Source organism: Novosphingobium pokkalii (assembly GCF_014652855.1).
Classification (GTDB): Bacteria; Pseudomonadota; Alphaproteobacteria; order Sphingomonadales; family Sphingomonadaceae; genus Novosphingobium; species Novosphingobium pokkalii.
In genome coordinates, this window is sequence record NZ_BMZP01000009.1 from 1 (window position 1) to 21,472 (window position 21,472).

Below are 21,472 nucleotides of genomic sequence, written 5' to 3' on the forward strand. Positions count from 1 at the left end.
CGCACTGCGGATGCCGCCCCAGCGACCCGCCAATGCATAATCTGCCAAAGTAGTGCTAGGCGGCAAGTTGCGCTGCATCCATCACGCGATTGCGGCCACCATGCTTGGCGGCATAGAGCGCGCGGTCGGCGGCCTGGACGGTTGCATCCCAGCCCGGGCCGGGCAGGGCCACGGCCGCGTGGCCCAGGCTGATCGTGCAGGACAGCGGCTGGCCATCGGGCAGGGTGAGCGCGGCATCGGCCACCGCCTGGCGCAGCCGCTCGGCCAAGGCCGCGCGCATCTCTACAGCCTCGTCGGCCAGCAGGATCAGGAATTCCTCGCCGCCGATGCGGCCGAGCACGTCGCCGCTGCGCAAGTTCTGCGCCAGCACATCGGCCACCAGCCTCAGCATGGCATCGCCGCTGCCATGGCCATACCGGTCGTTGATATGCTTGAAATGGTCGATATCGATGGCAATCACGCCCACTTTGCCCCGTGCCCGGTTGCAGCGGGCCTCGCCCATTTGCCACACCACGCGCCGGTTGGCGACGCCGGTCAACGGATCCTGCCGGGCATAGCGGATCAATTCGGCATCCACTTCGCGCTTGATCATCCACAGATAGCATGGGGTGATCGCCCAGGTGAGCAAGAGCCGCGCGGTCAACCCGAACGCCGATGTCGGATCGTGCCCAACGCCATTTGCGTCGTTGCCCAGCCACCAGGCGATGCGCAGCACCAGCATGACCACCCACGCACCGTGAAACCCGGCCAGGATCAAGGCGATCGGACGCCGCGACGGATCGTTGCAGTGCCACAGTGAAAAGACGGTCGCCATGGTCACGCACGCGCGCAACCCCGCGCCCAACGCAACCATGGCGCGCATGTCCGGGCCGATCCGCGCCACGATCGCCAATTCGGCAATCGCCATGACGATCGCTGCTGGCAGCACCCAGAATTCTGCCCCGCGCCGATGGAATATGGCATTGAGCGCCAGGAAGTTGGCTATCGTGCCGAGGTCGAGCAAAGCGTTGCCCCACAAGGCGCCGCTACCTAATCCCGGAATGAAAATAGGCGAAATCAGCACGCCGAAGCCCAGCGCCATCAGCGCATAGCCAGCCGCCAGGAACATCGCGCCGCGGCGGTCTTCGGGATTGGCGATGCGCAGCGCGGCAAAGACCAGCGCCAGTACCGAGAGCAAGGCGATCAGGCCATTGATGATCAACAATGTCCCGGCATCAAGGTATTCGGAAAGCAAAGTCATCGACCAACTCCGCTTGCCCTGGCTCCGTCTTGGTTTGGGAGCGCGCGCCTTGACATCCTCTACGGCGGCCAAACGATATTCGAGCCGACGATAGGCCATAGCGCTTTTGTTTCAACGGAATGCTAACGACGCAACCGTGCTGGTGCGGTTTTTTACGCGCAGAAAGCCATGCCTGACACTTTACCCACCACCGACGGTAAAGTGTCACCAATGGCTAATCGACATGGCCGGCCGCGGGATGGCTTGCAGGGGATTCACAAGAGCATCGCTTTGTGCTTGAAATGTTCGCATGTTTCAGCCCGATCTGTTCGCTTCAGACCCGCCCGCCGCCGCGCCTTCGCGCGGGCCGCGGCGCATGCGCCGGCGCGGTGCGGGCACGGGCGCGGTGGCGGGAGCGGGCAATCCCATCGGCATCAGCCAGCCCGATCGCGACCTTGACCTGCCGGCAGTGCTGGAGCGCCTGGCCGAAGTTTCCAGCCGGCCGCGTTATACCTTCATGGTGCTCAACCTGATTGCCCGCGCCGCCGGATCGACGGACAGCGCCGGCCCCTACGTGCGCGAAGGGGGCCAGGCGATCCCGGTGCGTGATTGGCTCAGCGATGCGTTGATCCCGATGGCACAACGCGACGCCCGGCGCCGGGCCGTGGTGGAACAGGTTCGCGCCGATCTGGCCCGCAAGGGTGCCTTGCCGGTCGATCCGGCGCAGGCCGAACAAGCCGTGGCCAGCGAATTGCGCGACCGGCTGCGCCATTCCGGGCGCACCAACGTGAGCCGCGCGGTCTCGGATCTGGTGCGCGCCGGGCTAATCCGGCGCCATTACCAGGGCTATTGCGTCGATCACGAAAATCGCGGGGCGCAGCGCGAGGCGGTTTATACTATCATACCGTCCGTGAAGCGCGCGCTGGGCAAGGCGGTCTGAACCGGTTTGGCCGCCAGCCATCACGACACGGGCGGATTTCAGGCAAAAAAAGGGCCAGCCCGAAGGCTGGCCTTTTTGAGTTTGGGAGAGGATGCCTGAAAGGCCTGCTCCAAATGGGTGATTTCGTGCTATTGCGCAAGTGCGAAGGAAACAATCCCAGTTGCATTTCACGCAACTCATTTCATGGCTTCATTTAACATAACCTTTATTATGCAATATTCATGGAAAAATAGGTCGCGATGAAAAGCACTTACCGTCCGTGCATGGAACGGGCATGATCGCGATGGACCACCTGTGCTGTGCCGGTTGCGGCAATCCCTGGAGTGTACCGATCATGTCTCTTGCCACGCTGCGCCATTCCTGGCTGAGCCGGATCACGAGTTGCGCCGGTTTTCTCGCTTTGGCGGTCACGCCCATGCCGGCCCAGGCCAAGGCTCGACCGCGCGCCCCCAAAGCGCCGATTTCGCTGCCGGTCGGTGCCTGCATCAATCTGGGCAACCATCTCGACATGGCGCGTGGCGGTGAAATCAGGAGCAACCGCCTGACCCCGGCGGATTTCGCCCGGATCAAGGCCGCCGGGTTCGAGACCGTGCGCCTGCCGGTCAACTGGTCGAGCCACAGCGCATCCACCCCGCCTTATGCGATCGATACCGCCTGGCTGGCACGCGTGGATCAGGTGGTGGATGGTGCGCTGGATGCCGGGTTGAAAGTCATCCTCAACAGCCACAATTTCGATCCCGTGAACGAAGACCCCGCCGCGGCCGCACCCTGGCTCGCCGCCGTGTGGCAGCAACTGGGCGATCACTATGCCACGCGCCCGCGCAGCCGGCTGTGGTTCGAGATCGAGAACGAGCCCAACCACGCGCTGACCAACGCCAACCTGATGGCCACGTTCGCGCCGGCGCTGGCCGCGATCCGCCGGCACAATCCGGATCGGCCGGTGATCATCGGCGGCGAACACTGGAGCGGCGTGGACTCGCTGGCCACGCTGAACCTGCCGGCCGATCCGCAGGTCTGGCCGACGTTCCACTATTACGACCCGTTCGATTTCACCCACCAGGGCGCCTCGTGGGTCTCCCCTTCCCCGCCGCTTGGCCGCGCGTTCGGATCGGACAGCGACAGGGAACGCCTGGCGCAGAACGTGGCGAAAGTGCGCGCCTACAGCCTGCGCACCGGCAAGATCCCGCTAATGGGCGAAACCGGCGCCTATGAATCGATCCCCGGCCCGCAGCGCGCCGCCTATTATCGCGCCGTGTTCCAGGCCTTCCGCCCGGCCGGCGTACCGATCTGCGTCTGGGCCTATGTCAACACGTTTCCGTTCTACGACGCCAAGCAGGGGCAATGGAAACCCGGCATGCTTGGCGCCATCGGACTGCACGAACCAGCGGCCCGGCACTGACGCCGGGCCACGGGCCGCAAGGTTCAACCCTGCATCTGTTCCAGGGTAACGCCCTTGGTTTCCTTGACCATGGCGCGCACGAAGACGAACGACACCGCCGCTGCGGCGGCATAGAACGAATAGGTGATCGCCAGCCCCGGCGAGACCACCAGCGCCGGAAAGCTGACCGAAATCGCCGCGTTGGCGATCCACTGGGCAAAGCCGGACACCGCCAGGCCCGAGCCACGGATCTGGTTGGGGAACATTTCGCCGAGCATGACCCACATGATCGGGCCCCAGCTCATGTTGAAGAACACGACATAGGCATTGGCAGCAAACAGCGCGATCACGCCGTTGCTGCCCGGCAGCGTCACGCCGCCATCGGCCCCGTGCACCGCCGTGGAAAAGGCCCAGGCGACAATACCCAGCGTCACCGCCATGCCCGCCGAACCGATCAGCAACAAAGGCTTGCGCCCGACGCGATCGACCAGCAGCAGCGTGGCGAGGCACCCGGCGATGGAAACCACGCCCGACAGGATATTGGTCTGCAAGGCGTAGTTTTCGGAAAAGCCGACCGCCTGCCACAGCGTGGCACCGTAATAGAACACCACGTTGATGCCGACGAGCTGCTGGAACACGGCCAGGCCAATGCCGGTCCAGACGATCGGGCGGATGCGGCCGGTGGCGCGGTCGATCAGGTCGGACAGCTTGGGGCGATGATGATCGGCCGCCAGGCTTTCGCGGATTTCGCCAACGATCCGCGTGGCACTGGCCGTGCCGAGCAGGCGGGTGAGCACGGCATGGGCACCGCTTTCATCCCCCTTGGCCACCAGATAGCGCGGGCTTTCGGGAATGCCGAGCAGCGCCACGAAATAGATAGCCGCCGGCAGCGCCTGGAGCCAGAACATCCAGCGCCAGGCCGGTTGCCCGGCCCAAAGGATCGCGGTCGATTCCCCGGCGACATGGGCCAGGATATAGTTGACCACAAAGGCGCCGGTCAGCCCGGTGATGATCATCACCTGCTGCACGCTCGACAGGCGCCCGCGCACATTGGCCGGCACCACTTCGGAGATATAGACCGGAGAGATCACGCTCGCCGCGCCAACGCCCAGGCCGCCGATGATGCGCGCAAAGATGAACACGGCCGAAGAGCCGGCCGCCCCGGCCAGGATCGCGCTGACCAGGAACAGCAGCGCCGCCAGCTTCATCACGCCACGGCGGCCGATATTGTCGGCCAGGCGCCCGGCGCCGAACGCCCCGATCGACGAGCCGACCAGAATGGCGCCGACATTGATGCCGATGCCCACCTTGCCCAGATCGAACGCCGCTTCCAGCCCCTTTTGCGTGCCGTTGATCACGCCTGAATCATAGCCGAACATGAAGCCGCCGATGGTGGCCACGGCCACGATCGCGCCGATCAGGCGCATGTTGACTGCGCCCCCTGCCGTCTCGTCCATTGTTCCCTCTCCCATATCTCGTTCTAAACCTTGGCCAGATGGCCCGGTAATCCGGCGACACCCGGATCGAAGGCAAACAGCGCCCCGGCCAAGGGCTGCGCCGCGCGCTCCGCCGCGTTCAGGCCTTTGGTGGCGGTGGTGGCATAGGCAGTGCGCAAGTCCGGCCCGCCGAATGCGATCTTGGTGACGTTCGCCACGGGAAATGGAACGGCGCCGATCAATTTTCCCGCAGGGTCATAGCAGCGCACGCCCCAGCCCGCGAACAGGCCCACCCACAGGCAGCCATCGGCGTCCACCACCGGGCCATCGGGATAGCCCGCGCCGTCCTCGATCTCGGCAAACAGCCGCGTTGCCGTCACACGCCCCGCCTCGATCGTGCTGGCCCAGATGCGACGGCCCAGCGTATCGTGGTGATAGAGCGTGGTGCCATCGGGCGAAAAGGCCGGGCCATTGGTGATCGAAACCGACGGCAAGCCGCTGTCGACACAGCCCTGCGCATCGAGGCGATAGATCAACCCACTGTCGGCCGCTTCGGCATCGTCCATCGAACCGAGCCACACCGCGCCATCGGCCGCAACCGTGGCATCGTTCAGGCGATTGCCCGGTACGTGCGCCTCTGGCGCGACGACCAAGGCGAAATCGCCCGTTGCCGGATCGAAGCGATGCACCCCGCTCTGGAGCCCGGCGAGCAGGCCACCATCGGCACAGGGCAGCACCCAGCCGATCTGGGCCGGCGCGGTCCAGGTGGCCGTGGCGCCAGTTTCCGGCACAAAGCGGTGGATCGCCGGGGCCTTGATGTCCACGAACCAGAGCGCCGCATCGCGCGCCACCCACACCGGGCCTTCGCCCAGGGTGGCGCCCAACGGCCAGACCGGTTCCGGACTTGCGCCGGGAAGGGTCAGCGCCATCCCGCGTCCACCCAATATTCGTGGCCGGTGATCAGTCGCGCATCGTCCGAGGCCAGGAACAGCGCCAGCGCAGCGACGTCGGCCGGAACCAGGCGCCCATCGAGGCACTGCGACGCCACGATCTCGGCCTCGCCCTCGGGCGTGTACCATTGCTCCTGGCGCGGCGTCTTGACGTTGCCGGGAATGATCGCGGTGACCCTGATGTTGTCGCGGCCCAGCTCGCGCGCCAGGCCGCGCGTCAACCCTTCGATCGCCGCCTTCGCGGTCTGGTAGATCACCAGATCGGGCAGACCGAGATGCCAACTGATCGACCCGAGGTTGATCACCGCGCCACCGCCGGCGCGCTTCATCGCCGGCACGGCAGCCTGCGTCACGAAGAACTGGTGCTTGAGATTGACCGCCATGCGCTCGTCCCAATAGGCGGGCGTAACCTCTTCCACGCTGTGGCGATCGTCGTTGCCGGCATTGTTGATCACCACGTCGATGCCGCCCAGATGCGCTTCGGCGCGCGCAATGACGGCGGCAATCGCGCCGGAATCGCGCAAGTCGCATTCCAGGAACAGCGGCGCGGGCGCATCGCCCTGCGCCAGCCTCGCCGCGACGGCTTCGCCCTGATCCACCGCAATGTCGCAGAACACGACGCGCGCGCCCTGGCCCACGAACGCTTCGACCAGGCCTTCGCCAATGCCGCTGCCGCCGCCGCTGATGAACACCCGCTTGCCCGCCAGGCTGGGATAGATTGCACGGCCGGCGCTTTCACCCGCCACGGGTGCGCGGGCCGCTGCTGCGTCGATCACCCCGCTCATGCCGCGTTACCCAGCAGGCCGCGCGCGGCCAGATTGGCGAAGAACCCGCCGATGCCCATGGTCCAGGGCGTGGCCTGCGGGCAGGTGACGACAGTGTTGACCAGCTTGCCCAGGCGCGGCGTAGCGATCGTCACCACGTCTCCCACCTTGTGGGTAAAACCCCGGCCGGGATCGTCGCGATCCTGCACGGGGGCGAACAGCGTGCCCAGGAACAGGGCAAAGCCATCGGGATACTGATGCTCGCTCAGCGTCTGGCGGACCAGATCGAGCGGATCGCGGCTGATCTGGTTCATGCTCGAATGGCCTTCCAGGCGATAGCCATCGGTGCCTTCGATCAGCAGGTCGACTTCGGCCTGGCGCACATCGTCCAGCGTGAAACCCTCATCGAACAGGCGCACCAGCGGCCCAAGCGAGCACGAGGCGTTGTTGTCCTTGGCCTTGCCCAGCAGCAGCGCGCTGCGCCCTTCGATGTCGCGCAAGTTGACGTCATTGCCCAGCGTCGCGCCGACCACGGCGCCGCCGGCATCGACCAGAAGGACCACTTCGGGTTCGGGATTGTTCCAGGTGGAATCGCTGCGCACGCCGATCTCGGCCAGCGGGCCGACGGTGGCCAGCACCGGCGCTTTGGTAAAGACTTCGGCGTAAGGCCCGATCGCCACTTCGAGATACTGCGACCAGAGGCTATCCTCGATCAACAAAGCCTTGAGCGCTTCGGCTTCGGCCGAGCCGGGCACCACCGAGCGGATCGAACCGCCCACACGATCCTCGATGCGGGCGCGGATTTCCTGCGCCTTGCCGGCATCACCGCGCGCGCGTTCCTCGATCACCCGCTCCAGCGTGGACGTGGCGAAGGTGACGCCGCAGGCTTTCACGCATTGCAGGTCGACCGGGCTGAGCAGCGGCTGTTCGAGCGAATCGAGCCGCCCCAGCGCCACCCCGGCCGCGGCATTGAGCGGCAACTTTTCAACCAGTTGGGACACAGTCGGCGCCACGCGCGACATGTCGTAGGCGACGCCGCCTTCGACAAGAATCGGGCTCGGCCCGGCCGGCGTTTCCACCCGCCCCAGGAATCGCCCGGATTCCCAGTCTGCCGGCAGCAGCGCTGCGATGGATGAAACCCCGTCCATTTCCTTCTCCCCAACCCTCGGGCATTCATTGACAAATTCTGATAGCGCTACCATCATGCAAACCCATCGACTGTCAAGTGGTTTTGGCGTGGCGATACACAAAATAGATCGCATGTTCCAATCTTGGCGCCAGCATGCCGCCCCGGAGACCGCCATGACAGATGCCCCCTCGTTTGCCCTGCGTCGCGCCATGCAACGCCGCAGGCTTGCCGGCATGATGGCAAGTGCGGCGGGATGGCTGGCTGCTGTGGCGGCACCGCTGCCCGCCCCGGCACAAACGGCCCAGGCACCTGCCCCGCTGCCCCGCATCGAACGCACGGACAGGGGCGCCATGCTCGTGGTCGATGGCGCGCCGTTCCTGATGCTGGGCGCGCAGGCCAACAATTCCAGCAACTACCCCGCGCCGCTCAGGCAAGTCTGGCCCACGCTCGACGCGATGGGCGCCAACACCCTGGAAATCCCGGTCGCATGGGAACAAATCGAACCACGCGAAGGCCAGTTCGACTTTTCCTGGGTGGACCACCTGCTCGGCGAAGCGCGCAAGCACGACAAGCGCCTGGTGCTGCTGTGGTTCGGCACGTGGAAGAACACCGGCCCGTCCTACACCCCCGAATGGGTGAAGCTTGATCCCAAGCGCTTTCCCCACAACCTGACGGCGCGGGGCACCGTGCACGAAGCACTGTCACCACTCGGCGCCGAAACACTCAAGGCCGATACCCGCGCCTTTGCCGCGCTGATGCATCATGTCGCGCAGGTCGATCCGCAGAACACGGTCATCATGGTGCAGGTGGAAAACGAGGTGGGCAGTTACGGCAACGTGCGCGATTTCTCGCCCGCCGCGCAAAAGCTCTTCGCCGAGCCAGCCGCCCCGGCCCTGCTCAAGCACTATGGCAAGCCGGCCGGATCGAGCTGGGCCAAGGCTTTCGGCAGCGACGCCGACGAATATTTCCAGGCCTGGTACACTGCCAGCTATCTCAACACGGTGGCCAGCGCCGGCAAGGCGGAAAAGGCCTTGCCGATGTATGCCAACGCCTCGCTCGCCGCGCCGTTCGGCCGGCAGAATGCCGCCACTTATTCCAGCGGGGGTCCGGTGCATCATGTGATCGGGCTTTACAAGGTGGCAGCCCCGGCGCTCGATCTGGTGGTGCCCGATATCTACAAACGCGATGAAAAGGCCGTGCACGCCTATCTCGATCTCTACGCCCGGCGCGACAATCCGCTGATGCTGGCCGAAATCGGCAATGCCACGGAATATGCGCGGTTCTTCTGGGACGCGCTGGGCAAAGGCGCGATCGGTTTTTCGCCGTTCGGGATGGACGAGACAGGCTATTACAACTTCCCGTTGGGCGCCAAGTCGATCGACGGCACCGTCAACGGGTTTGCGCGGCTCTATCACCTGTTCGCGCCGATGCAGTCGATCTGGGCCAGGGCCGCTGCGCAAGGACAGGTCCACGCCGCCAGCGAACCAACCGATCCCGCCGCCGCGCACAAGCGCGAGCTGATCATCGGCCGCTACAAGGTAACGCTTGGTTTTGGGCAGGACCAGTTCGCCTATGATCCGCCGCGCGGCAATCCGCAACCGACCGGCGGTGCGGCGATTGCCCAGCTAGGGCCGGACGAATTTCTCGTCACCGGTTTCGACACGCGCGTCTCGTTCGATCTGGCCGACCCCGCTCCAGGCGAAACCCTCATGCTGCTGCGCGCCGAAGAAGGACACTATGCGCCCGATGGCAAGGGCGGCACGCACTTGGGTGTTCGACCGGGTGTGGAACGGAGACCAGATCGACTACGGCTTCAATTTCACCGGCATCCCTCAGGTGTTGCGGCTGCGCTATGCCCGGATCAAGGGGACCACGGTGCTGTCGGCCGCTACCGATCGTTGATCGGGCGCGGCGGCGGTTCCAGCACCACATGAAATCCAGGCGCGACAGGCCCGCATCGCAAATAAGCGCCTGAGCACTTCCTCATGATAATGCGATTGACTCTCATTACCGTTTGAGCCACGAGCCGACCCGTAACAGGGAGGCTCCGCATTTGACCCGATTTCACGCCTTGCTCGCCGGCAGCACGCTCGCTGCGCTCCTTGCTTCCACCGGCCTGCACGCCGAAGAGGCCGAGGTAGCGCCGGTCATCGGGCCGGCCATCGCACCGGGCGAGATCGTCGTGACCGGGGAAAAGGCGGCACGCACGCTTCAGCACACCCCGACCAGCGTGGCGGTGACGACACCCGAAAAGATCGCCCGCGAAACCCTGCTGTCGATCCAGGACGTCTATGCCCGCACCGCGAACCTGAGCGACACTTATGGTTCGGCCGGGTTCACCATTCGCGGCATCACCAATTCGGGCGTAGGCGGCGGCGGCCAGGCCGATACCGCCAGCGTCTATGTCGATGGTGCGCCGATCCCGCGCCAGGCGCTTTATGGCGGCCCTACCGACTTGTGGGACGTGCAGCAGGTGGAAGTGCTGCGCGGGCCGCAATCGACCATCCAGGGGCTCAACGCGCTGGCCGGCGGCATTGTCATCACCACGCGCGATCCTTCGCTCGATCGCTGGAGCGGCGATGCGCGCGTGTTGTGGACCGATCGCAACGATCGCACCTTTTCCGCCGCGCTCGGTGGCCCGCTGATCGCCGACGAACTCGGCCTGCGCCTGTCGGCCGAACGCCGCGCCAACCGGGGCGTGATCCGCAACGTCACGCGCGGCGGCTACGACGATGCGATGGAGTCGCTCAACCTGCGCGGCAAGCTGAAATGGACGCCCAGCGCCCTGCCCGGCGTGGAAGCCGTGGCCAGCTACAATCGCGTGCGCCGCGAAGGGGGCTATCTCTATCAATATGCCCGCACCGACGTGCCCGATTATTACGACAACCGGACGTCCACGGCCGATCAACCCAATCGCGGCTGGATTGCCAGCGACATTGCCTTGTTCAAGCTGGGCGTGCCGCTGGCCGATGGCCTCAAGCTGTCGAGCGCGACATCATGGAACCGCTCGCGCGTGCAATCGGTGGCGGACTCCGACAATACCGCCGCCAATCTCTCCACGATCAACAATATCTATCGTTTCAAGACTCTGACTCAGGAACTTCGCCTCAATTACGAAGACAACCACCTGAGCGCCCTGCTTGGCGCGTGGTATTATCGCCGCACCGGCGGGTTGACCGCGCGCAGCCAGGTCAACGTGACCACGCCCACCGGCACGATCACCAGCCTGCTCGCGCCCTACGTCGGCGCCAGCAGTGCCGCCACGATCGCCAGCGCCTATGCCCAGGTGCTGCCGGTCATCCCGGTCGCCTATGCCGCATCGCAGCCGGAGCGGGTCGAGACCATGGCGCTGTTTGGCGACGCGCGCTGGCGCGTGGCCGATCGCCTGACCCTGATCGGCGGCTTCCGCCTCGATCGCGAGCGTAACCGCTATGCCGCCCAGACCACCGCGACCTTCACCGGCACGCTGCCTGACACCAGTTTCCTCGGGGCGGGCTATGCCCCGCTGGTCGCGGCGGTGAATGCCGGGGTGCTCGGCCTGGTGGATGATGCCAATGCGCCGATGGCCGCCAGCACGCGCACGTTTCATGCCTTCCTGCCCAAGGCCGGCATCAGCATGGACTGGACGCCAGACCTGACCACGGCTCTGACCGTGCAGCGCGCCTACCGCTCGGGCGGATCGAGCCAGAACCCGGCGCGCGCCACGCTGGTCGCCTATAACCCCGAATATAGCTGGAACTACGAGGCTTCGCTGCGCTCCAAATGGCTTGGCGGCCGCCTGGTGATCAATGCCAATGCCTTTTACATGACGTGGAAGAACCAGCAGGTCGTCGCCTATTTCAGCGACAACACCTATGATTACAACACCGTCAACGCCGCCCGCTCGCACCTCTACGGGTTCGAGGTGGAAGCCAGCGCCCGCCTGTCCCAGGCCGTCGATGTCTATGCCTCGGCCGGGCACACCCGCACCAAGTTCGACGATTTCACGCTGCCCACCGGCGCCAGCAGCACGCTGCTCTTGTCCGGTACCGAGTTTCCCTATGCTCCGCGCTGGACGTTGGCGGGCGGCATCAATGCGCGGCACGGGCCGATCAGCGGCAATCTCAATGCCAACTACCGCAGCGCGGTCTACACCGGCACCGGCCAGAACCAGGCCGCCAGCCGAGTCGGCGGACGCACGGTGGTCAACGGCCAGGTCGGCTATCAGGCGGACCACTGGAACCTGTTCGTGTTCGCGCGCAACCTGCTGAACGAAAAGTATCAGCAATACAGCTATGCCGCCGCGCATATCGCCGTGCTAGGTGACCCGCAGACCTTCGGCATCGGCGCGGGGCTGCACTGGTGATCGCCCTAGCGGGACTGGCGCCCTCGGGACTGGCGCTGGCCTTGGCCGGTGCTGGCAGTGCCGCGATGTTGCGGCGTTCGTGGCGCCATCGCCAGGGCATGATCGTGCCGCTGGTGGCAGGCGGCTGGATGGTGTTGATCGGTGCCGCCGTGCTGGCCATGCTGGCGATCGGCCCGATCAAGGGCCTGGCGCTGGCGGCCACCATGCAGTCGGCGGGCGCACTGGCCGTGATCTGGCAAGGCCGGGTGCAGCGCCAGCCTGCGCGCATGCCCCGCGCCGAGGCGGTCGTCGGCGATGCCGCGCCCGAACCCCTGGAACAGCGCGCGCGGCTGTGGCGCGGGGTCTTGCGCGTGCTGCTTGCCGGGCCCTTGGGCATGGTCGCGGCGCTGGCGCTGGCGCTGTGCCTGGCGGTCTACCTGCCCGGTGACCCGCGCACGCGCATTGTCCTGAGCGGTCTGGCCATGCCGGTGCTGTGGGGCCTCGCCATGACCTGGACGCTCGCGGACCGGCGCCTGCTGCGCGCGCTGGCCGTGCTGGTCGGCACCAGTCTGCTGGGCCTCGGCATCGCGGCACTGGGCGGTGCGGCATGAGCGGCGAGCGGAACACCAGAAGCGGCAAGGCCTGGCGCTGGCCACTATCGCCCGAAACCGTGCGCGCAGTGTTGAGCGGCCATGGCGCGCTAGGCATCGCCTTCGCCGGGGTGATCTATCTCGTCTGCCTCACCGGTGCGTTGACCGTCTTCACGCCCGATCTGCAACACTGGGAAGTGCCGCGCGCGCCGGTGGTCACCACGCTGAGCGACGCCGCAGCCGGTCGTGCCCTCACCCAGGCCGCGCAAGCCGCCCCGCCCGGCGCCACCTTGTCGCTCACCTATCCCACCCCGGCCAAGGCCGGCGCCGTGCTCATGGCCTATCGCGGCAATCGCGCCGACCAGACCTGGGCCGTGGCCAGCGATGGCACCCTGGTGCCGCTCGACGCGCGCTGGAGCGATTTCCTGCTGCACCTGCACGTCAACCTGCATCTGCCGCGCGCCTGGGGCGGCTTCCTGGTGGGGTTGACCGGCGTGGCGCTGCTGTCTTCGCTGGTCTCGGGCGTTCTGGCCCATCCACGCGTGGTGCGCGATGCGTTCCACTTGCGCCTGGGCGGATCGCGGCGCCTGGCTCAGGCCGACTGGCACAATCGCCTGGGCGTGTGGGCCTTGCCGTTTCACGCCACCCTCGCGCTGACCGGGGCGCTGCTCGGGCTCAGCACGCTGATCGTCGCGGCGCTGGCGCTGCTGCTCTATCGCGGCGATCGGCAGCAGGTCTATCGCCTGTTCATCGATCCGCCACCGCCGGCCGATGCGCGGGCCATGCCGATGCCGGATCTGGCCACGCTGCTCACCCGCGCCCATGCGGCCATGCCCGGCGCCAGCCCGCAAAGCGTGGTGATCGAGCGCCCCGGTCGCGCCGACATGCGCGTGTCGGTCCACGGCATCCGCCCCCGCAACCTGGTGCCGCAAGACGACGTGCAATTCGACGCCACCGGGCGCATCGCGGCGCAAGAGCACCCGCAAGACCTGTCCACCGGGATCAAGGTGCTGGGCGGGATCGGCCAAGTCCACTTCGGTTGGTTCGGCGGCGCACCGGTGCGCGTAGTCTATGGCCTGCTCGGCCTCGCGCTCTGCGTGGTCACGTCCAGTGGCATCACCATCTGGCTGGCCCGCCGGCGCGATCGCGGGCGTGCCGCGCCGGGTTGGGAACGGATTTGGGCTGTGATCGCCTGGGGCCAGCCACTGGCCCTGGCACTCACCGCCGCTCTCGCCCTGACGCGGCCCGATGCACCGCTCGCCAAGGCCTGGCTGGGCCTGACGCTGGGCCTTGTGGCCGTGGCCGGCGTCGTGCCCCTGCCCGGCCTCAGCCTGGGACGGATGCTGCGCCAGGCGATGGGCGCCGTGCTGGTCACGCTCGGCTGCGCCCATGCCATGCTCGGCCCGATTACCACCGTCGATGCCGTGCTGGTGATCGGTGGCGCGGCGGCCCTGCTCTGGGGCCGACCGCTTCGGAAAATCTAGACCAGCCCTGGCCCCTGAAGCCGCACCACCGGCACCAGGGCACCGGCCGGGCGCGGCGGCAGGGTCAGCACCAGGCCATCGGCCTCCTGCCGGAACGGCACCGGCCCGCCGCCCAGCAAGTGGGCCGCAGCCACCTGTCCCGCCGAAGTCCCCAGCGAAGCGATCTTCACCGGGCCTTCCGGCCAGGCCAGCATCGCGGCAAACAGAGCGCCGCCCTTGGTGGTGAAGCGGATATCCTGCGCCGTGAACGGGCCGGACTTGCCTTCGGCCATGATCCCGGTGTCGAGCTTGGTCGGCCCTTCGCCATAGCGGCGCCACGGGCGGCTGCCGTGGATCATCGCGTCGCCATGCACGGCCATCCACGCGGTGATGCCGTCCAGGATCGTGCTTTCCTCGGCATCATAGGTGCCATCGCCGCGCAGCGGGATCGAGAGAAGCAGGTTGCCGTTCTTCGACACCACGTCGAGCAGGCGCTGGATCACCTGGAGCGCGGGCACATACGATTTCTGCTCGAACCGGTCGCGGTTGTAATGCCAGTCGCCGATGCAGGTGCAGGTCTGCCAGGGCATGGGGCGAATGTCGGCGGCATAGCCGCGCTCCACGTCTTCCACCAGTGCGCGGAGCTGCACCTCGCTCAGGCGCTTGGCGGTCAGCACCACATCGGCCGAGCCGTGCCAGACCTTGGCCTGGTTGTAGTAATGCGCCAACGCTTCCACGCCCAGGTTCTCGAACGGCAGGCCATAATCATCGAAATAGACCATGTCGGGCCGATAGCGTTCGACCAGGTTCTTCTGCCGCGCCAGCCAGCGCGCGGCGAAGGCGGGATTGCGCGGCGGGGTGTTTTCCAGCCATTGGCCATCGTTGGCGTCGTGCCACTTGCCCATGGCCGCCTCGGTGGTGAAGCCATCGGGCGGGGCCAGGTTCGGCCCGGTGTAGAGCGCCTGGGGATCGAGCCCCTGCCACCATTGGCCCTTGCCCTGGTCGGCGCGCAACTTCCACGCATCATAACGCTGCCCGGCGCGCGGGCCTTCGGCGTCATAACCATAGGCCGTCTGCCACCAGTGCCAGGCGTGGCTGGCATGGTTGGACACGCCAAACTTCAGACCCTGCGCACGCGCGGCCTTTTCCCAGCCGCCGATGAGATCGCGGCGCGGCCCGGCGCGCGTGCTGTTCCAGGCGTGATGGTCACTGGCAAACAGGTCGAAATTGTCGTGGTGGCAGGCCATCGCCATGAAATAGCGCGCACCCGCCGCCTTGTAGCGCCGCACCAGATAGGCCGGATCCCAGTGCTCACCGCGCCACTGGTCGATGATGTCGATGAAGCCGGTGTCGGCAGGGTGGCCATAGGTCTTGAGATGGTGCTGATAGGCCGGCGTGCCCGGAATATACATCAGCCGGCCATACCAGTCGCCCTTTTCCGGCTGGCATTGCGGCCCCCAGTGCGCCCAGATGCCGAAACGGGCGTCTGAAAACCAGCCCGGCACCTGATAGTCGGCACCGATCCGGGCAAGATCGGGCGGCAACGCATTGCGCGCACTGGCCGTGCCGCCCAGCGCCAGGCTGGCCAGGCTGCCGCCCAGCACGCCGCGCCGGCTGGCGCGCAATCCGCCGCCGCCCGCCATCAGCGCACCACCTCGACCGGCGGCCGCGCCACGCTGCCCTTGCCGGCCGGCCATTCGATCTGCCCGGCCGCGTCGTTCCAGCGCACCACGGTCTTGCCGGCCTGGCTGGTCTTGTAGGCGTTGGTCTGCCCATCGTCGTCATAGAGCATGGCTTCGCCGTTGGCCCCGGCAAACACGCGCAGCTTGGCAATGCCCTGCTTTTGCGCGGTGGACAGGATCGGCGTACCCAGCGGCACCACGCTGCCCGCGCGCACGAACAGGGGGATATGCGCGATCGGGGCGTCGGCCTCGATCGTCTGGCCGCCGGCAAACTTGCGGCCGGTCCACCAGTCGTACCAGTCGGTGCCCTTGGGCAGGTAGACCGGGCGATGCGTCTGCCCCTGCACGGTGACCGGCGCCACCAGGAACGCGGGGCCGAACATGTACTGGTCCTTCACCGTCAGTGCCTGGGCATCGGCGGGGAAATCCATGAACAGCCCGCGCATGATTGGTGCGCCCGTGTCATAGGCATGGCGCGCGGCGGCATAAGTATAGGGCAGCAGGGCATAGCGCAGGCGCAGCGTATCGGCCAGGATCGCCTCGGCCGCCGGGCCATATTGCCACAGCGCAGTGCCCGGCCGCTGGCCATGGATACGCAGCGTGGGGGTAAACGTGTTGTACTGGAACCAGCGCACGAAGAGCTCCGGGTAATCCTTGTAATCCGGCGCCATCGCCGTGGCCCCGGCCGGATCGACCAGCGGCGCGGTCGTCGCTTCACCAGCACCACCCAGATAGGGCCTGGCCGGCCACTGCCAGCCGCCGGTGTCGCTGCTCCAATAGGTCATGCCCGAAGCAGTCGCGTTGATGCCGGTGGGGATCTGCCGCTGCAAGGCTTCCCAGGTCGCGTCCACGTCGCTCGACCAGAACAGGCAGCCATTGCGCTGCGCACCGAGATAGGCCGCGCGGCACAGGATCATGTTGCGCTTGTCCGGCCGGTCCTGCGCCGAACCATCCGCCACGCTCTGCGTGTGCAGCAGCGGGAACAGGTTGTGGTAGCGATCCCCCGAACCGATCGAATAGAAATAGCCATCGGGCACAAGGTCCGGCTCGGTCTCGTCCAGCCAGGTCCAGTCGAAGCCCTGGCTCAGGATATTGTCGCGGATCTGGCTCCAGAACCACTTGCGCGCGGCCGGCACGGTGGGATCGATCAGCGCGCCCGCACGGTCGGAACGGATCGGCAGCCCGTCCACCGGCTTGCCGTCCTTGTCATGCAGCAGCCAGCCCTTGGCCGCGAGCGTGTCGAAGTTCTTGGAAACCTTTTCAAAGCGCGGCCACACGCTGATCAGCGAGCGCATGCCCATGGCATTCAATTGCGCATTCATGCCCTTGGGATCAGGGAAAGCGTGGCGGTCGATGTCGAGGTTGCCCAGCGCGGTCCAGTAGAACCAGTCGAGCACCATGACGTCGAGCGGCAGGTTGCGCGCGCGATAGCCCTTGGCAATGTCGAGCAGTTCCGCCTGCGTCTCATAGCGCGCCTTGGACTGGATCAGGCCCAGCGCGGCCTTGGGCGGCAGCGGCGTGGCGCCGGTCAGGCGGGCATAGCCGGCATAGATCTCGTCGGTGGTCTTCCCCGTGATCAGGAAGAAGCTGACCCGCTCGCCCACGTTGGACTGCCAGCGCGTCTTGCCGTTCACCCCGGCCGAAACCGTTGTCGCCGAAGGATTGTCCCAGACGATGCCATAGCCCTTGTTGGTGACCAGGAACGGCACGCAGACGCTTTCACCCTCGGGCGCGTCATAGTTGTGGCGGCAATCGATGGTGCGCCCGCGCAGATCGGCGAAGCCCTGCTGGTTTTGCCCCAGGCCCCAGAAATGCTCGTCGGCCGTGGTCGAAAAGCTCGCGCCGACGCGGAACGTGTGCTCGCCCGCCACGTCGTGCGGGCTCATTTCCCAACTGTTCATGCGCGTCAACGGCACGCCGCCGGCACGGGCAAAGCCGATCGAGACCGGCGGCAGCGAAGGCGCGAAATAGCGCGCCATCATCGTCGGCGCGCTGGGCCAGGGCTGCGCATCCACGCGCACTTCCAGATCGCCCGAACGGAACACATCGGCCCCGTTTTCGCTGACGTGAGTCCAACCGGCGGCATCGGGCTTGGCATTGGGGCCTTCACCCGGCCCGCTGCGCGCCGTATCGGGATCGGTGGCCAGCGTCACGCGCACGATATTGGGCGCATAGGGCTCGATGCTGACTGCCGCGCCATTGCGATCGAGCACCGCCATCGGCGCCGCCAGCGCCGGCAGTGCGCAACCGGCCTGCAACAGCAGTGCAAGCGTGAATGTCCGAGCCTTGGCCTTCATGCAACTGGTCCCTTCCCGTGTTCTTGCGTCTTGCCCACGCTTGGAGCCGCGCGTGGCGTGCGGTCATCATTGCGTGGCTTTGATAGCGCTATCATTATGCCGTGTAATCATGCTTGGCAACAGGTTATGGCGCCGGAACGGCGCGAGGCGCAGGAGATCAGCCCAGCGCCGGCTCGCGCATGACGCCGCCGATCCCGGCCAGATGGGCCTGTTGCGTGGGCATCGCCGCCGAAGCCCGCTCGATCAGTTGCCGCATCCCGCACAGCATCTGGTCCAATTCCAGAGGGCGGAGGCTTTCGGTCAACGGATCATAAGCTTGTGGCATGATGCCTTGGCCCAGCAGAACGGCGAGCCAGCTCGCATCCTGGAACAAGTCGCTGTCGCGTGCAAGCAGGCGTCCCGTGCGGCGGAACAGGGCCATTTTCTCGGCCAGGGACTCTGGCATGGCAGCAGTTCGGCACTGGTGCCAGAACGGTTCATCGCTGCGCTCGTTGGCGTGATAGTGCAGGACCAGGAAATCGCGGATACGATCATATTCATTGGCGATCTGGCGATTGTACTCGGCCATTGTCATCGCGTCGAACCCCATATCGGGAAACCAGTTCAACAACTTGGCCACGGCAATCTGGATCAGGTGGATGCTGGTCGATTCCAATGGCTCGAGGAAACCGGCCGACAGGCCGATGGCCACGCAGTTTTTCACCCAGCTCTGTGCCCGCCGACCGGTGGTGAACCGGATTGGACGCGGATCAGCCAGTGGCCGGCCATCGAGATTGGCCATCAGCGCATCGTGCGCTTCCTCGTCGCTCCAGTGCTCGGCACTGTAGACCATGCCGTTGCCCATGCGATGTTGCAACGGGATGCGCCATTGCCAGCCGGCCTTGTGCGCAGTTGATCGCGTATAGGGACGGTCCAGATCAATGCAGTCGGTCGGCACGGCCAAGGCACGGTTGCACGGCAGGTACCGCGTCCAATCCTCGAACGGCACGCCCAACGCCTCGCCCAGCAACAGACTGCGCAGCCCGGTGCAATCGATGAACAGATCGCCATCCAGCATGCCGCCATCGTCGAGCCGAAGGCTGGCGATCCGTCCGGTCTCGCCATCAAGCACGACTTCGTCGATCACCCCTTCCCGACGCTCCACCCCGCGCGCTTCCGACAAGGCGCGCAAATGCTGCGCATAGAGCGCCGCGTCGAAATGATAGGCATAGGCGAACGTGGCATAGACCGACCGCGGATCGGCATCGGGCCGGCGCATCCGTCCGGCATAGGCGGCCTTTTCGTTCAACGAGAATTCGCCGAACGGCGTGTCGTCACCCAAAGCCTGTGCGCGCAACCAGTGCTGGTGGAATTGCGTGCCGCCGAAATCGTTGCCCTGCCGCCCAAACGGGTGGAAATAGCGATGCCCTTTGCACCGCCAGCCAGCAAATTCGATGCCCAGCTTGAACGTGCCTTTGGTCGCCTGCAAAAACGCTGCCTCGTCCAGCCCGATCACCTGATTGAACGTCTGGATCGGGGGAATGGTCGCCTCACCGACGCCGATCGTGCCGATGGTTTCGGATTCGACAAGCGTGATCCGGCAACGGTGTGGCGCAATCGTGCGGGAAAGCGCAGCGGCCACCATCCAGCCGGCGGTGCCGCCCCCGGCAATGACGATCGAGCGGATGTGGGGCGGGGCCATCGTGATTTCGGGCATGAAAATGATCCGTTCGGTCAGGCCGCAGCCCGGCAATGACGATCAAGGTAAAAGCGATGGTCGGGTGCGGACCGGCCCAGGCGAACAAGGTCTTCGCGGCGGCGGTCCATATGGGCGCGCACCATGTCGAGCGGCAGGCGTTCCGCCAGCGGATCGTGCCGCTGCGGCAGGAATCCATTGCCCAAGAGGATCGCAACCCAGCTCGGCTCCATGTAGGATTCGCCATCAAGCAGCGGCAGCTTGCCACTGGCCTGCCAGGTTTCCAGCTTGTGCCGCAGCGTGTCGGGCAGAACCATCGCCCGGGCCGCCTGCCACATCGGCTCCGCACGTTGCGACACACAATAGTGCGCAATGATGAAATCGCGGATGCGATCCCATTCCACTTGGCACACGCGGTTGTATTCGGCAGCCAAGCGCGGATCGAAATGACGATCGGGAAAGAATTCGATCAACCGGCCAACGCCGTTCTGGATCAACTGGATACCAGTGGATTCAAGCGGCTCCAGAAACCCGCTGGCAAAGCCCAGGGCCACGCAATTGCGCCGCCAGAACGCTTCGCGGCGGCCGGCGGTAAAGCGGAAACGCCGGGGATTGGCCAACGGCGCCCCGCCGAGGCTGCCCAGCAAGGCCGCCTCGGCCGCAGCATCGGCCATGTGGGCAGAGGCATAGACAATGCCATTTCCCTCGCGGTGCTGCAAAGGAATGCGCCATTGCCATCCTGCGGCCAGAGCGGTCGAGCGCGTGAACGGCGCTGGCGCGTCGTGGCGCGCTGATGGCACGGCGATCGCGCTGTCGCACGGCAACCAATGCGACCAGTCGACATAGGGCGTGTCCAGCCTCTTGCCGATCAGTTCGGCTGCAAAGCCGGTGCAATCGATGAAGAACTCGCCATCGACCACCTGCCCATCGGCCAGAACAAGCGAACGGATATGTCCGGTTTGCGGATCGAGCGGGACGTCCACCACCCGCCCTTCCACGCGCGTTACGCCCCATCCTTCGGCTAGGCCACGCAAATAGCGCGCATAAAGTACGGCATCGAAATGATAGGCATGCGCGTAGCGCGGCTGACGCGGATCGGCCGGAGCGAATTTGCCGCGCTGCGCCAAGGCATAGGGGGCGGAATGGTCGTCGATCGACGCAGTATCGCCGGCACGCGACAGCCGCAGCCAGTGGTGATGGGGGGCAACGCCGGCAATCGGCTCGCCGTAATCGCCAAAGCCGTGAAAGTGGGTGTTGCCGATCCGTCCCCAATCGCAGAATTCGATGCCCAGCTTGTAGCTGCCCATCGTTTCCCGCAGGAAAGCGTGCTCGTCCACGCCCAGGGTTTCGTTGAAATGGCGGAACAGCGGCACGGTGGCTTCACCGACCCCGATGATCCCGATTTCCTCGGACTCGACCAGCGTAATGCGCATGGCCTGGCGATCGAATGTCCTGGCCAGGAGCGCGGCTGCCATCCAACCGGCCGTGCCACCGCCCAGGATGGTGATCGATCGGATGGCTGCCTCGTTCATCGAACCCTCTTCACCGTGCCGGCCCTGGTCTTGCATCTCTGCTGGCAGCAGAGATGCAATCTAACCAGAGCCGGGACTGTGGAGCAAGACGCC

Annotated in this window: 15 protein-coding genes; 6 read left to right on the forward strand and 9 right to left on the reverse strand. The window is 66.0% G+C overall.

Going from position 1 to position 21,472, the window contains the following annotated elements; translation table 11 throughout:
- Window positions 1–55: 55 nt before the first annotated feature.
- Window positions 56–1,240 carry a GGDEF domain-containing protein gene (locus IE191_RS11125; RefSeq protein WP_191324438.1) on the reverse strand — a complete coding sequence of 395 codons (1,185 nt, stop codon included), beginning with the start codon at window positions 1,238–1,240 and terminating at the stop codon, window positions 56–58.
- A gap of 289 nt (window positions 1,241–1,529) precedes the next feature.
- Here IE191_RS11125 and IE191_RS11130 point away from each other — a divergent pair, with 289 nt between their 5' ends.
- Together IE191_RS11130 and IE191_RS11135 are read left to right on the forward strand one after the other, a co-directional pair.
- Window positions 1,530–2,159: a hypothetical protein gene (locus IE191_RS11130; RefSeq protein WP_229815258.1), complete on the forward strand. Its 630-nt coding sequence runs from the start codon at window positions 1,530–1,532 to the stop codon at window positions 2,157–2,159.
- A 274-nt stretch (window positions 2,160–2,433) separates the two neighbouring features.
- The gene (locus IE191_RS11135; RefSeq protein ID WP_191324439.1) at window positions 2,434–3,558 is read left to right on the forward strand and encodes a glycoside hydrolase family 5 protein; all 1,125 of its coding nucleotides are present in this window, start codon (window positions 2,434–2,436) and stop codon (window positions 3,556–3,558) included.
- A gap of 23 nt (window positions 3,559–3,581) precedes the next feature.
- Here the strand turns inward: IE191_RS11135 and IE191_RS11140 are convergent, their stop codons facing one another.
- From IE191_RS11140 to IE191_RS11155, 4 genes are read right to left on the reverse strand one after another with little or no spacing between them, the layout of a single operon-like run.
- A complete protein-coding gene (locus tag IE191_RS11140) occupies window positions 3,582–4,994 on the reverse strand; it encodes a sugar porter family MFS transporter (protein ID WP_191324440.1) in 1,413 nt (470 codons plus the stop codon).
- Window positions 4,995–5,017: 23 nt separating this feature from the next.
- Window positions 5,018–5,902, reverse strand: a complete 885-nt coding sequence (locus IE191_RS11145) for an SMP-30/gluconolactonase/LRE family protein (protein ID WP_191324441.1) — start codon at window positions 5,900–5,902, stop codon at window positions 5,018–5,020.
- Window positions 5,893–6,708, reverse strand: coding sequence for a D-xylose 1-dehydrogenase (gene xylB / locus IE191_RS11150; protein ID WP_191324442.1), 816 nt, complete (start codon window positions 6,706–6,708; stop codon window positions 5,893–5,895). The genes IE191_RS11145 and xylB overlap by 10 nt, the downstream gene beginning before the upstream one ends.
- A complete protein-coding gene (locus IE191_RS11155; RefSeq protein ID WP_191324443.1) occupies window positions 6,705–7,835 on the reverse strand; it encodes a fumarylacetoacetate hydrolase family protein in 1,131 nt (376 codons plus the stop codon). The genes xylB and IE191_RS11155 overlap by 4 nt, the downstream gene beginning before the upstream one ends.
- 154 nt (window positions 7,836–7,989) lie before the next feature.
- Here IE191_RS11155 and IE191_RS11160 point away from each other — a divergent pair, with 154 nt between their 5' ends.
- The 4 genes from IE191_RS11160 to IE191_RS11175 all read left to right on the forward strand — a co-directional run bounded on the left by IE191_RS11160 (window position 7,990) and on the right by IE191_RS11175 (window position 14,214).
- Entirely contained in the window at window positions 7,990–9,750 is a 1,761-nt protein-coding gene (locus IE191_RS11160; protein WP_229815259.1) for a DUF5597 domain-containing protein, read from the forward strand.
- Window positions 9,751–9,869: 119 nt separating this feature from the next.
- Window positions 9,870–12,161 carry a TonB-dependent receptor gene (locus IE191_RS11165; RefSeq protein ID WP_191324444.1) on the forward strand — a complete coding sequence of 764 codons (2,292 nt, stop codon included), beginning with the start codon at window positions 9,870–9,872 and terminating at the stop codon, window positions 12,159–12,161.
- Window positions 12,158–12,751, forward strand: coding sequence for a hypothetical protein (locus IE191_RS11170; RefSeq protein WP_229815260.1), 594 nt, complete (start codon window positions 12,158–12,160; stop codon window positions 12,749–12,751). The genes IE191_RS11165 and IE191_RS11170 overlap by 4 nt, the downstream gene beginning before the upstream one ends.
- Complete coding sequence (locus tag IE191_RS11175) at window positions 12,748–14,214, forward strand: PepSY-associated TM helix domain-containing protein (protein ID WP_191324445.1); 1,467 nt, start codon at window positions 12,748–12,750, stop codon at window positions 14,212–14,214. The genes IE191_RS11170 and IE191_RS11175 overlap by 4 nt, the downstream gene beginning before the upstream one ends.
- Here IE191_RS11175 and IE191_RS11180 read toward each other — a convergent pair.
- The 4 genes from IE191_RS11180 to IE191_RS11195 form a co-directional block, all read right to left on the reverse strand.
- On the reverse strand, window positions 14,211–15,836 hold the full coding sequence (locus IE191_RS11180) for an alpha-L-fucosidase (protein ID WP_191324568.1): 1,626 nt from the start codon (window positions 15,834–15,836) through the stop codon (window positions 14,211–14,213). The two genes, IE191_RS11175 and IE191_RS11180, sit on opposite strands and share 4 nt — an antisense overlap.
- A complete protein-coding gene (locus tag IE191_RS11185) occupies window positions 15,836–18,172 on the reverse strand; it encodes a glycoside hydrolase family 31 protein (RefSeq protein ID WP_191324446.1) in 2,337 nt (778 codons plus the stop codon). The genes IE191_RS11180 and IE191_RS11185 overlap by 1 nt, the downstream gene beginning before the upstream one ends.
- A 157-nt stretch (window positions 18,173–18,329) precedes the next feature.
- Window positions 18,330–19,868: a tryptophan halogenase family protein gene (locus IE191_RS11190; protein WP_229815262.1), complete on the reverse strand. Its 1,539-nt coding sequence runs from the start codon at window positions 19,866–19,868 to the stop codon at window positions 18,330–18,332.
- Window positions 19,869–19,885: 17 nt separating this feature from the next.
- Window positions 19,886–21,379: a tryptophan halogenase family protein gene (locus IE191_RS11195; protein ID WP_191324447.1), complete on the reverse strand. Its 1,494-nt coding sequence runs from the start codon at window positions 21,377–21,379 to the stop codon at window positions 19,886–19,888.
- Between the last annotated feature and the right edge of the window lie 93 nt (window positions 21,380–21,472).

Excerpts from the sequence above, each read along its gene's own strand:
- IE191_RS11145 (WP_191324441.1), bottom strand. The coding sequence starts at position 5,902 with ATGGCGCTGACCCTTCCCGGCGCAAGTCCGGAACCGGTCTGGCCGTTG.
- xylB (WP_191324442.1), bottom strand. The coding sequence starts at position 6,708 with ATGAGCGGGGTGATCGACGCAGCAGCGGCCCGCGCACCCGTGGCGGGT.
- IE191_RS11160 (WP_229815259.1), top strand. The coding sequence starts at position 7,990 with ATGACAGATGCCCCCTCGTTTGCCCTGCGTCGCGCCATGCAACGCCGC.
- IE191_RS11130 (WP_229815258.1), top strand. The coding sequence starts at position 1,530 with ATGTTTCAGCCCGATCTGTTCGCTTCAGACCCGCCCGCCGCCGCGCCT.
- IE191_RS11190 (WP_229815262.1), bottom strand. The coding sequence starts at position 19,868 with ATGCCCGAAATCACGATGGCCCCGCCCCACATCCGCTCGATCGTCATT.
- IE191_RS11180 (WP_191324568.1), bottom strand. The coding sequence starts at position 15,836 with ATGGCGGGCGGCGGCGGATTGCGCGCCAGCCGGCGCGGCGTGCTGGGC.
- IE191_RS11175 (WP_191324445.1), top strand. The coding sequence starts at position 12,748 with ATGAGCGGCGAGCGGAACACCAGAAGCGGCAAGGCCTGGCGCTGGCCA.
- IE191_RS11185 (WP_191324446.1), bottom strand. The coding sequence starts at position 18,172 with ATGAAGGCCAAGGCTCGGACATTCACGCTTGCACTGCTGTTGCAGGCC.
- IE191_RS11135 (WP_191324439.1), top strand. The coding sequence starts at position 2,434 with ATGATCGCGATGGACCACCTGTGCTGTGCCGGTTGCGGCAATCCCTGG.
- IE191_RS11125 (WP_191324438.1), bottom strand. The coding sequence starts at position 1,240 with ATGACTTTGCTTTCCGAATACCTTGATGCCGGGACATTGTTGATCATC.
- IE191_RS11195 (WP_191324447.1), bottom strand. The coding sequence starts at position 21,379 with ATGAACGAGGCAGCCATCCGATCGATCACCATCCTGGGCGGTGGCACG.
- IE191_RS11155 (WP_191324443.1), bottom strand. The coding sequence starts at position 7,835 with ATGGACGGGGTTTCATCCATCGCAGCGCTGCTGCCGGCAGACTGGGAA.
- IE191_RS11140 (WP_191324440.1), bottom strand. The coding sequence starts at position 4,994 with ATGGACGAGACGGCAGGGGGCGCAGTCAACATGCGCCTGATCGGCGCG.